Genomic DNA, 13,170 nt, shown 5'->3' with positions numbered 1-13,170 from the left:
AAACTAAGTTTTAAACCGTGACTGTTTCCTTAATAACTGAAAGGAAGTGAATATTTTGCCGCAGTTGTTGAGTCATTGCTTGTAAATCGCGGGGTTGAGTTTTGGGGCGGAATAATCCATCTTTTTCCCATCGTTCTTCGTTGAGGCTAATTGCCCAAGCATTTAACCAAGCTGACTCCGGAAAATCTGCTAATTTTTCAGGCATTGTATCTTCAAGTGCCATGCGGAAAATAACTTGGGCAAGTTCCTCAAACATTTCCAAACTAGCAATATGATCGTCGATGAGTTGCTGTTCAGTTTTATTGGATTGTAAATTCCGCGATCGCAATTGCTTGATGAAATCCATTTCTAAGTAATCAAGATACTCATAAGTCCCCCGATTTTGCGAGCGTTCTGCCCAGTCTATAAACAACTTTTGCATCCTGTGAGCTAACAGAAAAAATCGACCTGAACCTTGACGAATTTTTGCCCGTTTTTCAGAGTCAAGGAAAATCGAATTAAACATCAGAGGCGCACTAAATGCCCAGCCAGATAGGGTATCCCAAATTACCTTAATTGCCATCACCAAATCTTTATCAAAGCAGGAGTAAACTTTGTGAATATTGTCTTTTACCCCTTCGGCATAGGTGAGTAAAAAGCGATTTGCTTCCGCCACCATTTCTGAGGTTAACTTACCTTGCAGATCTGCTTCAATCATCTGAGTGACAAGAGAATTTCCAAATCCAATTAAGTCAGTACCAGGAGAATAGAAGGGATCGGGAAATACGCCAGCTTCACCAACACAAGCCCAACGATTATTTGAAAAAATTTGCTTAGAAGAATAGCTATAGTGAGGCATCTTCATAAATTTTTGAGTTGAAATCCCTTGAAGATGATTCGCTAAAGTAGGTTCATAGGTTTGGAGCCAATCAAATGTTTTTTCCTCAGTGTTATGTTGTTTGAAAGGATGAACCGTTTCATCAGTGACAATTCCAATACTGGTGTAGTTACCGGGGAGCGGAATCATCCAAATCCAGTAGCCTTTTCCACACAAGTGATTGGTTGAATAATATCGTTGATTTTCAGGGACACGCTCATGCCAGTCTTGGTTACTTTTGGGAACAAAATCACTGACATCTATCCGTTCATTGACCCAGAACCAAACCGCACTATATTTAGAACTATTCCGTTGAGCTAAACCCAGTTTCTTCTGCAAAAATCGACGACGACCCATTGCATCAATAACCCATTTAGCTTGAATGGTATTCTTTTGCTTCGCGTCATCTTGAGTGTAAACAATTTTATGGAAGTCTTGATTATTTTCAGATAGGGTAATATCAAGAACCTTACAACTTTCTAAAACGGCAATTCCTGCTTCAATGTTTAAGTTTCGCAGGTCATTTTCAAACTTACCTCGGTCAATTTGATAGGAGGAAGGCGAATGAAATTTAGATAGTCCGAGTTCAGGACGTTCTTCAAATTTACCTTGAGCATCACCTAAGAAGAAACGGAGTCCTAACTTTGGCATATGATTCCGTTTGAAATAATTATCGCCAAATTGGAGTGTTTCAGCGAGATAATAGGAACCCACTTCAACCGTTGATTCTCCTACTTTAAAAGCACCTTCAGGGAGAGGTCGAGCCAAGCGATCCAGGACAATAATAGAAAGATCAGGCATTGTTAACTTCAACTGTCTAGCTAAAGTTGAACCCGCTAAACCACCACCGCAAATTGCTACATCATAAGTCATTGTATTCATTGTGAAATCTCCTGTTGTATTGAGAGTAAACATTATTTCGGTTAAACCTAAGCCCCCAAAATTGGGGGACTTGTAGAAGCAAATTGACTCTTGTTCACCTTTGCTAAATCACGCGCCCCCTAAATCCCCCAAAATTGGGGGACTTGTAGAAGCAAATTGAATCTTGTTCCCCCCAGTATTGGGGGGCTAGGGGGGCAAAATCCCCATGCGTTGGGAGACTTGTAGAAGCAAATTGACTCTTGTTCACCTTTGCTAAATCACGCGCCCCCTAAATCCCCCAAAATTGGGGGACTTGTAGAAGCAAATTGAATCTTGTTCCCCCCAGTATTGGGGGGCTAGGGGGGCAAAATCCCCATGCGTTGGGAGACTAGGGGCAAAATTCAGTATCAAAAAACTTTTCAGATATCCTCTAAGCAAGCCTTTAAAGTGTCAGCTAAGACTTGTACATTCGGTTGATCAAAAATTGAATAATGGTCTCCCGGTACATCGTAAATTTCTAATTTATCCCTAGAAAAATTACTCCAACCATGTTCAGGATCGCGAGTTTCCCAATCTGCTTGATTCGGTAAATAAAACTTGTTGAATTTAGCAGATTTTTTAGCACGAAACAGGGTAATTTTACCGGAATAAACTTGTGGTGAATAAGCCCACTTTGCCTGCATATTCGCCTCAGCTACGATCGCACGACTGAGATGATGAGGTAGAGGTTTTCCTAAACTTAGATAAAGCTGGCAAAGCATAGCTTGCAGTTGGCGTTGAGTAACCTCTTTGAGTTCCTCAAATAGTGACTTGGATAGTCCCAATTGAGATAAGTATTTGAAGTAATGTTGGTTTCGGAATACAAGGCGAGGAAAAGCACTTTTATTGAAGGTGTCAAACATCACCAGTAATGCCACCTTTTCTCCTTGCTGTTGAAGTTTTTGTGCCATCTCAAAAGCAATCGTACCTCCCATAGAGTTTCCTCCGAGAAAATAGGGACCATGGGGTTGAACACTGCGAATTTCTTGAAGATAATTAGCCGCCATTGCTTCGATTGTAAAGTCAGGCATTTGTTTGCCATCTAACCCTTTAGCTTGCAATCCATAAAACGGTTGCTCTGAACCTAGAGATTTTGCTAATTCTCGTAAGTTCAATACATTCCCTTGTTGCCCATGAATGCAGAAGAAAGGTGGTTTAGAACCACGAGGTTGAAGTGGAACTAATGAAGACCAAGGGAGAGAAGATTCCTTTTCAGCAAGAATTTCGGCTAGTTGTTCAATGGTTGGAGATTTTAGTAGTGTTGCCAAAGGTAACGTTTTACCGAAGGTTTGTTCTATTTGAGTAAACAAACTCATCGCCATTAAAGACTGTCCACCTAAATCAAAGAAGTTATCTCGAATTCCAATGGATTCAATTCCTAATACTTTACTCCATAATTGAACGAGTTTGAGTTCAGTTGAATTGCGTGGTGCAACATAAGCAGGTTTAGACGAATTACTGGATGGTTTTAATGTAGATTGATTGGCTCGTTTCTCCTCTAATTGTTGCTGTTCAGTTGCACTTAAAGGGAGTACCTCCAAGATAGACTGCTCTGGATTGATTAAAATGTTTTCCAGAATAGTACGATAATGCTCCTGCATTTGAGCAATGGTTGCTTCCTCAAATAAATCAGCATTGTATTTGAAGATAGCAGCAAAAGTATCACCTTCTGGAATCAGATAGAGATAGAGGTCAAAATCCGCTGTTCCGCTATCAAGATTGAAGGTTTCGACATTTAAACCGGGTAAGTTTAAGGTATGAACTGTTGTATTTTGCAGTGCAAACATCACCTTAGAGAGAGGAGTTTGCAGTAAATTTAGAGCGTTAATAATTTCTTGAATGGGTAAATCTTGATAAGCGTAACCTCCGGAAACAACCTGACGAACTTGACTCAAAAACTCCCCAAACGTTTGGTTTACGTTCAACTGTGTCCGTAGAATCAGTAAGTTCGCAAAGTAACCGATTAATCCCTTTGTTTCTTTCCGACTCCGATTCGCAATTGGACTACATACAAAAAAATCGTCTTGATTAGTGTAGCGATATAATAGCACATTAAATGCAGCTAATAACGTTGCAAATAATGTTGCTCCTTGTTTTCGACTGAAGCTTTTAAGTTGAGTCGTGAGTTCAACAGAAAGTAACTGTTTATTGTAGGCACTAGAATGGGTAGGATTAGTTGGATAAGGATGGTCAGTTGGCAGCTTTAAGGCTTGTAAATTATTGCCAAGTTGTTGCTTCCAATAGTTTAGCAAAGTCTCTTTAAACTCACCTTGAATACATTGACGTTGCCAAACCGAAAAGTCCGCATACTGCACTGGAAGTTCTGGAAGGGGTGAAGATTGACCGAGAGAAAATGCTTCGTAGAGTGTTGCTAACTCCTGAAATAAAACTCCTTTTGACCAAGCATCGACGATAATATGGTGAACATTCAGTAACAGAAAATAATCATGTTCATCAAGTTTAAAAAGTGTTCCTCGAAACAGAGGGAGTTGAGTCAATTCAATCGGTTGCTCAATATCTACCTTCACTAATTCCATTACCTTATTTTCCCGTTGTTTTTGAGGGAAGTTCTGTACATTAACTAGAGATAAACGAAAGGAAAACGAGGAGTGAATTACTTGAGTTGGTTGACCTTCAACTAAGGTAAAAGTCGTTCGCAAAGACTCGTGACGTTGAATAAGTTCATTCAGACTTTGCTCTAAAGCTAATGGATTAAGTGAACCGGAAATGCGAAACCCAAACGGCATATTATAAGCAGCAGCTTTACTTGGTTCCAACTGTTGTAAAAACCATAACCGCTCTTGAGGAAAAGACAGAGGAAGTGGATTTTCTCTGGAAACAGAGACTAAGGGTGGAGCTTGATTTTGTAAGCTAATAACGGTTCTCATTGCTTCCCATAGCTCCTTTTTAGCAGCCACTGATTGAGTTGAATTATTGGTAACTGGAGAAGTTTTTTGTTGTTTTTTGTTTAATGTTTCGAGTGACATATTATATCATGTCTGGTTAAATAGTTACACTTTGGAGGAACGAAGGCAGAAGGCAGGAGGCAGAAGGGAAGAAAGCTATGGGTAGGGTGTGTTAGCGGTAGCGTAACTGAGCGAAACCCTAAATAGATTGTTAAAATTTAACAACTTTTCTTTTCTTCAATCATCTCCACAATTGTTGAGATATTTTGAAAGTTCTCAAAACTAATCTCACTCACATCTAACTCAATTTCAAAAGTCTCTTGCAAGTTAGAAATTAGAGTCATCGTGTTAATTGAATCTAGACCCAAGTTGAAGATATCTACATCGTCTTGCAACTCTTCTAAGGTCACATCGGGTAGAACTTCCAAAACTAACCCTTGAACTTGTTCTTGAATTCTTGTAGTTGTAATCATGGTATTATGCTCGTTAAAAAATTAGTATTTGGACTGTGATGATATCGGTTTAAACTAATTCCTTTCTCAGAATTTTTCCGAGTGGACTTTTGGGAATCTCTGGGCGAAATTCAATGATTTTGGGAACTTTAAACTCCGCAAGACGCTGCTTACAAAATGAAAGAATCTCTTGGTCGTCAAAATTTTTTCGACTTTTTTTGACAATTACAGCTTTAACCAATTCGCCAGCATAAGATCCTTTTACACCAACAACAACAGCTTCTTTAATGTGAGGATGATTCATCAAAATATCCTCTACTTCTATCGGGTCAACTTTGCGACCTCCGGTATCAATGAGCAGCTTCTTGCGACCGGTAATATACACTCGACCCCACTCATCTTTTTTCCCTAAATCACCTGTATAGAAACATCCTTCCTTAAAGACTTGTTGATTCAGTTCTGGCTGATTAATATAACCTTGAGTTAGAGAACCACTTTTGATCACAACTTCTCCACTCATTCCCATGGGTTGCTCATTCCCACTTTCATTAACAATTTTGAGTTCAACATTATTGAGCGGAAACCCAACAGAGTGATAAATTTTGTTGATATCTTCCTCTAAATTAATTGCCACAGAGCCAGCCTCAGTACAGCCATAAAGCTGTCGAATAGGAATCTTAAATCGCTGCCAAAACTTATCAAAAATGTCTTTGGATAAAAAGTTTCCGGCTGAAAAGCATAATCTCAAACTAGATAGGTTCACCAAGGTTTTTGTTCGAGTTTCTGCCAAAGCATTGAATATATAAGGTACTGCCGGAAAGATGGTAATCTTCTCCGTTTTAATCAGTTCAAAAATTCGGGGGCACCGGAAGACAAAGGGAACCTCAACAGGTGTACCATCCTTCTGCAAAACCTGTTCTAAAATAACTAAGGTTGCACCATTACAAGTTGCTGCGAGGAGACAATTTCCTAACCCATGAGCATGATACATCGGAACTGCACAAAGAATATTGTCAGAGGGCTGAATTTGGGTGGTTTCTGCGAAGTTTTTTACCTCATGGCAAAGACTCGCCTGGGTGCGTGCAATTCGTTTTGGTTTCCCCGTTGAACCGGATGAATATTGATACAGAAGCTCAGGAGAAGGAGTTTTTTCTGAATAGTCTTGATGTTGAAATTTTCCTGGCAGAATTAGATGATATATATAGTGGCTTTCAGGATAAACACCATCCACAACAATTAACTCAATTTTTCGGTCAATATTTGCAATAATATCCTGACAAATTTTGGCACGTTTGAGGTCAGTAATTACTGCTTTTGCCTTGCTATCCCTGAGACAATAACTCAGTTCTTCGGCTTTGAATAAATGATTGAGAGGCAGAACAATTCCCTGTAACTGAGCAACTGCATAGAAGCTATAAACAAACTCAGGACAGTTGGGTAAAACGAAAGCAACACAATCACCTTTACCAATTTCTAGAGAACTTAATCCCTCACTTAATCCTTGAACTTTGAAGTCAAGTTGCTCATAACTAATTCGGGACTCATTATAGACAATTGCTGTATGTTTTGGAAAGGAATGAGCCGCTTCTTTTAATCGTTTAATAATCATAATTTTACCTCTATTGTGCCACTTGAACAACCGATGCTATTAGACATCTCCTCCAAAAGAGGGAGTAGGGAGTAGGGAGTAGTGGGAAAGAATTGATAATTTCTTGACGATAGTTGATTTTCTTTTTTATTATTGGAGATGTCTATTAGAAATTTCGCCTAAAACTATTTTCCGGAAACTTCTCTGTAATCATCATGGTGTACTGATGATTGGAAATGACGCAGTAGGTTCTATACAGGAGATTGTCTTTGGGTTGAATCTGGAAATAATCTGCTAAATCCCCTGCATGTTCTTTGCCAAGTTCGACATTTTCTTTGAAGATTTCCACTTTGTTCTCGATCCAGAGTTTCCCAATGGGAGTTTTGGTCTGTAACAGTTGGGTTCGCATTTTTTCATTCAGTCTGTCGAGAACTAAAATTGAATCCGCATAGACATAGTTGCGGTCACTCATCTTACCTTGAAGTAACACTTTGCGAGCGATAACTTCTGTGCCTTTTTTGAGGTTCATCGGCAGGATGTCTTCTTCAAGTTGAATCTTGTCTTCAAACAGCTTTTTGATTTTGATTGCTTCCCCCGAGTAAGCTTCAATCATATCTGTAACAGTGCCGTTTGTCGTGAGTAATATTCGCTGAAATGGGGTGAGTAATACAGGTTCGATGTAATTCCGCTTTCGTGGAAAGTGTTGGGAAAAAATTGGTCTTAAGACTAGGGTTTGAGCGTTCATATGCATTATTTTTCTAGAATTGGCTAAAAAGACATGTTTGATCAGATATTGTGAGTTGAATCAATCTAAGTTAGCCTTCAATTTTTCCTTCAACTCACAACAAAATTTAAACAATGGCACTTAATTTTTTGGTGGCTTGAGGGGATGAAGGGGCGAGGGCTAACTTTTCTGGCCAACGACCCACTGTTTTACCAATAACTGTCATTTCTTGCATCAGGTCTTGATAGCGATGAGGTGTCAAGGATTGAGGACCATCAGAAAGAGCTTGGGAAGGGTTGGGATGAACTTCTATCATCAGAGCATCAGCTCCTGCTGCAATTGAGGCCATTGCCATTGCCGGGACGTATTCGGCTTTACCTGTCCCGTGACTGGGGTCAATCATAATGGGAAGATGAGTTAGTGTCCGCAAGACAGGAATCACGGATAAATCGAGGGTATTCCGGGTATATTTGCGGTCATGGGTGCGAATTCCCCGTTCACACAAAATAACATTGGGATTTCCCGCTGCTAAAATATATTCAGCCGCCATTAACCATTCCTCAATGGTTGCTGACATTCCCCGCTTCAGCAGAACCGGTTTCTCTTGAGCACCAACTTTTTTTAATAGAGAAAAGTTCTGCATATTACGAGCACCAACTTGGAGAATATCTGCAACAGCTGCTATCTTTTCAATGTCGGCTGCATCCATTACTTCGGTGATAATTCCCAAGCCTGTTTCTTGACGTGCAATGGCTAGCAATTCCAAACCACTCTCACCATGTCCTTGAAAAGCATAAGGAGAAGTCCGAGGTTTGTAAGCTCCACCACGTAGGAAATGAGCACCTGCTGCTTTAACTTGTTGGGCGGTTTCGACAATCATCTGTTCATTTTCAACCGAACAAGGACCGGCAGTTTGAACGATGGGATTGTGTTCGCCAAAAGCAACATAACCGTTCGGTGTTTCAACAATAATTTCACTGGGTTCACCATGTCGGAAGTCTCGACTTGCCCGTTTAAAGGGATGTTCAACTCGTGAGACTTTTTCAATAAAAGGACTGACAGCCTGAATTTTTAAGGGATCGAGTTCAGCGGTGTCACCGACTAAACCAATCACCACTCGGTGTTTGCCGATGATTTTTTCGACACTGACTTTGTATTGGGACAGTTCGTCTTTAATGTGTTCAATTTCGACTGTCGGAGTCGCTGCTTTGAGAACAATTATCATGCTTTATTTCCGTTGAGATTGGGTTTGCTAAACAGAATGATGGAGAAAGGTTTGAGAGAGCAGATGTGGGTTAAACTAACATCTCTATTTCTGTCCCTGCCACCAGTTCTATTTTTATATCTGTAAATGGCTTAAAACTAGAGAAACTGTAATAACGAATTTACATTATTTCAGCTAGTATTAATCTCAGGAATCAAGTTGTTTCCTGTAACTGTAAATATGCGTTATATCTGGTCTAAATTAGGTTATGCATTTTTGAGAAGTTGCCTGAAAACTAGAGAAACTATAATTAAGTGCCAAGTTTTCTGCATTTACTAAGCTGAAAACGAATTTACATTATTTCAGCTAGTATTAATCTCAGGAATCAAGTTGTTTCCTGTAACTGTAAATATGCGTTATATCTGGTCTAAATTAGGTTATGCATTTTTGAGAAGTTGCCTGAAAACTAGAGAAACTATAATTAAGTGCCAAGTTTTCTGCATTTACTAAGCTGAAAACGAATTTACATTATTTCAGCTAGTATTAATCTCAGGAATCAAGTTGTTTCCTGTAACTGTAAATATGCGTTATATCTGGTCTAAATTAGGTTATGCATTTTTGAGAAGTTGCCTGAAAACTAGAGAAACTATAATTAAGTGCCAAGTTTTCTGCATTTACTAAGCTGAAAACGAATTTACGTCATTTCAGCTAGTATTAATCTCAGGAATCAAGTTGTTTCCTGTAACTGTAAATATGCGTTATATCTGGTCTAAATTAGGTTATGCATTTTTGAGAAGTTGCCTGAAAACTAGAGAAACTATAATTAAGTGCCAAGTTTTCTGCATTTACTAAGCTGAAAACGAATTTACGTCATTTCACCTAGTATTAATCTCAGGAATCAAGTTGTTTCCTGTAACTGTAAAGATGCGTATATCTGGTCTAAGTTAGGTTATGCAGAGAGTGAAAAAAATCGGGGGAGCATTGACTTAATCAAAGAATAACGATATAATACGTTAAAAAGTGGCTCTATTAGACAGTCTGGGTTCACTCATACATGAAATCCATCAGAACCAAACTCAAATTAAATAATAAGCAAAAAACTCTGATGGCTCAACACGCGGGTTATAGCAGATGGTGTTATAATTGGAGGTTAAGTTTGTGGAATGCGGCTTACAGGGATGGTTATAAACCTAATTCCCGTAAACTCAGAAAGGTTTTTACTAATCAGACAAAACCTCTTGAACCCTGAATGAAAAGCTGATCATCTAAAGTTTATCAATACGCTTTTCCTACGGAATGCTGCGCAAACATCAGTTTAGGTGAAGCGTTTAAAAGATTCTTTTCCTGCGGAATGCTTCCCTACGGGATGCTACGCAAACGCAAACAAGGATTGAGTAAATATCCAAGGTTTAAGAAAAAAGGTAAACATGATAGTTTTCCAACGGAATGCTACGCAAACACAATTGATAATTGTGGAAAGCTAATAGAATTAAACGGATGGAACCATAAATTACCTTTTATTAGTATTGTCAAAACTTACGAACCTATTGAGGCAACAACTCAAAAAATAACTATTAGTAGACAGGCGTCAGATTGGTATCTTAGCTGTAGCTATGAATTTACTCCAAAATTAACACAAAAAACTACTGACGCGTCAAGCTGAAAATAATGTATTAAATTTTTTAGTAGGCGTTGCTGAATTAGGGGATGAATATTAAGTGGGGTGGGATCCTGCCCGTCCGAAAATATAAGGAACGGGCAAGATACCCATTCCACAGAACTATTAAAATCATCCCGCATTTATGCAAAGCCAATTTTTTAGTATAATTCTTACTATGACTAAGGTTTGGAGAATTTTCCTAAAACACTATTTCAAGCTTGACGCGCTACTAGGAGGGGTTATATCATGTCCGGATAATCAGTTATAAAAAAACCTTCTCCCTTTTAACTTTTCTTTCCCTTCTGCATTCTGCCTTCTGCCTTCTACCCTCTGCCTTCCCTCCTCCAAGGCGTTGCACAGCGACGAATGATTTGAGATTTTTGATTGAATTGGATTGTGGATTAATCAATTGCTAGAATGATTAATTAATGGTTATTTTTAGTCAAAGTCTAAACTAATTTTTGGCAATATCATTCCAGAATGTGCAACCCCCCTCCAAAGTATCACTATTCAAGCGGACATGATATTAGGGATGGGTCTCCATCTCCCACACTCAAGAAAACATAGAAAAATTTTTGAGATTTGGTATTACTCTCAGCGCTTCCCTACTCTTTGAATAACCAGTATTTAACCGGACATAATATTTTTCCTAAAAAGACTATTTTTTGTTCGATTTATTTGTTAATATTTAGGATAGTATTCAGCTATTATGGCTGAACCTTGCTCAAAATATTTAATTCATTATGGGTTAACAATCGTGGGATTCAAAATTGGTTTGTTGGGATTAGGTACAGTCGGTATAGGGACAGCAAAAATTTTGCTATCCCCAGAAGGTCGTCATCCTTTAATTCAGGAACTGGAAATACATCGAGTGGGAGTGCGCGATATCTCCAAAACCAGAGATATTAATCTACCTTCAGATATTTTAACAACAGATTTAGAAGCGATCGCTACTGACCCACAGATAGATATTATAGTAGAACTTATCGGTGGGTTGGAACCCGCAAGAAGCCTAATGCTCAAAGCTATTGCCCATGGCAAACACGTCGTCACCGCCAATAAAGCTGTGATCTCTCGCTATGGTCCAGAAATTTTTGAAGCAGCGAATGAAAAAGGTGTTTATGTCATGTTAGAAGCAGCAGTGGGTGGCGGTATCCCTGTTATTCAACCCCTCAAAGAATCTTTGGGAGTTAATCGCATTCATTCGGTTATCGGTATCATTAACGGGACAACTAATTACATCCTCACCAGAATGCAAAAAGAGGGAGCAGACTTTGCAGATGTTCTTGCCGATGCTCAAAATTTAGGTTATGCAGAAGCTGACCCCACTGCAGATGTAGATGGGTTAGATGCCAAAGATAAAATCGCAATTTTGGCTTCTCTTGCTTTCGGTGGTCTAATTAAATTAGAAGATATTCATTGCGAAGGTATTCGTCAAGTAACGGCAGCTGATATTGCTTATGCTGACAGACTAGACTTTGTCATCAAATTATTAGCGATCGCCAAATGCGACCCCAACAATACCAACCCCACCACAGACGAATTACAACTGAGAGTACATCCTACCCTCGTGCCAAAAACTCACCCCCTCGCAAGTATTAATGATGTTTATAACGCTATCCTGGTAGAAGGAGAACCCATTGGACAAGTAATGTTTTTCGGGCCTGGTGCAGGTTCAGGTCCCACAGCAAGTGCAGTTGTTTCCGACATTATGAGTATCGCTGCCATCCTCAAAACAGAAACTGAACCTATTGCTCACCCATTGTTAAGTTGTACTCATCAACATTATTGTGAAACAGCATCAATGGCAGAACTTGTTACCAGATTTTATGCCCGCTTCCTGACAAAAGACCACCCTGGTGTTATTGGTAAACTGGGTACTTTTTTTGGCAGTCATGATGTCAGTTTAGAATCTGTAGTGCAAACAGGAGTACATGATCGACTTGCAGAAATAGTGGTTGTCACCCATGATGTAAAAGAAGGTAACTTCCGGCAAGCATTAGAGGAAATTCAATCATTAGATGTTATTGATAGTATTCCTAGTGTATTGAGGGTGTTGTAGAAATAAAAAAAATCCGATGGCAATTAAACATCAACGCCCGAAAAAATTAACTTCAACAGGACTCACGCATAACCACCATTTGTAGGGGGCTAACGACCGTTAACCCCTACAAATGGTGTATAATTTCGTATGCGTGCGGGCTTTGTTGCACAAATAGAGCAAATAGGGTAAAAATAACAGTGCGTGGTACAACAAACCGAAACTAAGATTAGATATGAGTAATATAGAATCCGGTTAATTAGACATTGCAAGTAACGGTTGACGATCACCAGTGGAACTGAGTTACTGCCCGCAAGATTTCTGGTTGTTTGATGAGCTGGTAACAGCGATGGCAGGTAGACGACTGATTAGTTAAAATATAGATCAATTATACTTGATCATAACACCTAATTTGACTGGAACTAAACTTTCTTTATATTCTCTTTATGAATCAATGTGATTGATGTTGTTAAATCCTGATAGTCAGAGAATTTGACATCACATTTTCCACAGAGCTTCCCAAATTCACAACTTGCAGATCCCTAATGTTTACGTTTAGCGGCAAGCCTATCTTTACCAAAAATCATCCAATAAACTTGATCTTTTCCAATTTTTGTATTCTTTCGTCATCATCAGGAGTTTCATCCGGTATATCTAAGGGGTTTACACCCCCTGTCATGTCAATAATTTGTTTCAGAGTATATGGCTTATGCTGCTTCATAAAACCGATATAAAACGTCACATAGAGTGATATTCTACTGTTTACTTCCTGCTTTCCTACGGAATGCTACGCAAACCACCGGAACTGTCGGCAGCACTCCGTCCACAGGCATTCACGA

At 39.1% G+C, this 13,170-nt stretch carries 10 protein-coding genes; 3 read left to right on the top strand and 7 right to left on the bottom strand.

The window, feature by feature from the left end:
* Positions 1 to 10 precede the first annotated feature (10 nt).
* The 6 genes from F6K27_RS18445 to aroF all read right to left on the bottom strand — a co-directional run bounded on the left by F6K27_RS18445 (position 11) and on the right by aroF (position 8,651).
* The gene (locus F6K27_RS18445) at positions 11 to 1,771 is read right to left on the bottom strand and encodes an NAD(P)/FAD-dependent oxidoreductase (RefSeq protein ID WP_287284427.1); all 1,761 of its coding nucleotides are present in this window, start codon (positions 1,769 to 1,771) and stop codon (positions 11 to 13) included.
* 365 nt (positions 1,772 to 2,136) lie between these two features.
* On the bottom strand, positions 2,137 to 4,743 hold the full coding sequence (locus F6K27_RS18440; protein WP_287277800.1) for a condensation domain-containing protein: 2,607 nt from the start codon (positions 4,741 to 4,743) through the stop codon (positions 2,137 to 2,139).
* 137 nt (positions 4,744 to 4,880) lie between these two features.
* Positions 4,881 to 5,135 carry an acyl carrier protein gene (locus F6K27_RS18435; protein WP_240039092.1) on the bottom strand — a complete coding sequence of 85 codons (255 nt, stop codon included), beginning with the start codon at positions 5,133 to 5,135 and terminating at the stop codon, positions 4,881 to 4,883.
* 49 nt (positions 5,136 to 5,184) lie between these two features.
* Positions 5,185 to 6,723, bottom strand: coding sequence for a class I adenylate-forming enzyme family protein (locus tag F6K27_RS18430; protein ID WP_287277798.1), 1,539 nt, complete (start codon positions 6,721 to 6,723; stop codon positions 5,185 to 5,187).
* Between the two features lie 145 nt (positions 6,724 to 6,868).
* Positions 6,869 to 7,447, bottom strand: a complete 579-nt coding sequence (locus tag F6K27_RS18425; protein WP_287277797.1) for a chorismate pyruvate-lyase family protein — start codon at positions 7,445 to 7,447, stop codon at positions 6,869 to 6,871.
* 106 nt (positions 7,448 to 7,553) lie between these two features.
* Positions 7,554 to 8,651, bottom strand: a complete 1,098-nt coding sequence (gene aroF / locus F6K27_RS18420) for a 3-deoxy-7-phosphoheptulonate synthase (protein ID WP_287277795.1) — start codon at positions 8,649 to 8,651, stop codon at positions 7,554 to 7,556.
* 1,033 nt (positions 8,652 to 9,684) lie between these two features.
* On the opposite strand from aroF, the gene F6K27_RS18415 reads away from it, so the two are divergent.
* The 3 genes from F6K27_RS18415 (at position 9,685) to F6K27_RS18405 (ending at position 12,352) form a co-directional block, all read left to right on the top strand.
* A complete protein-coding gene (locus tag F6K27_RS18415; protein ID WP_287277793.1) occupies positions 9,685 to 9,879 on the top strand; it encodes a helix-turn-helix domain-containing protein in 195 nt (64 codons plus the stop codon).
* 117 nt (positions 9,880 to 9,996) lie between these two features.
* The gene (locus F6K27_RS18410; protein ID WP_240038898.1) at positions 9,997 to 10,293 is read left to right on the top strand and encodes a hypothetical protein; all 297 of its coding nucleotides are present in this window, start codon (positions 9,997 to 9,999) and stop codon (positions 10,291 to 10,293) included.
* A 754-nt stretch (positions 10,294 to 11,047) separates the two neighbouring features.
* Positions 11,048 to 12,352, top strand: coding sequence for a homoserine dehydrogenase (locus F6K27_RS18405; RefSeq protein ID WP_287241204.1), 1,305 nt, complete (start codon positions 11,048 to 11,050; stop codon positions 12,350 to 12,352).
* A gap of 562 nt (positions 12,353 to 12,914) precedes the next feature.
* Here F6K27_RS18405 and F6K27_RS18400 read toward each other — a convergent pair.
* Entirely contained in the window at positions 12,915 to 13,052 is a 138-nt protein-coding gene (locus F6K27_RS18400) for a hypothetical protein (RefSeq protein ID WP_161565106.1), read from the bottom strand.
* Positions 13,053 to 13,170 lie beyond the last annotated feature (118 nt).

Source organism: Okeania sp. SIO2F5 (assembly GCF_010692685.1).
In the GTDB taxonomy this organism is placed as follows: Bacteria; Cyanobacteriota; Cyanobacteriia; order Cyanobacteriales; family Microcoleaceae; genus Okeania; species Okeania hirsuta.
The sequence above is the reverse complement of the archived record's forward strand: the minus strand, read 5'-3'. Positions and strand labels throughout refer to the sequence as shown.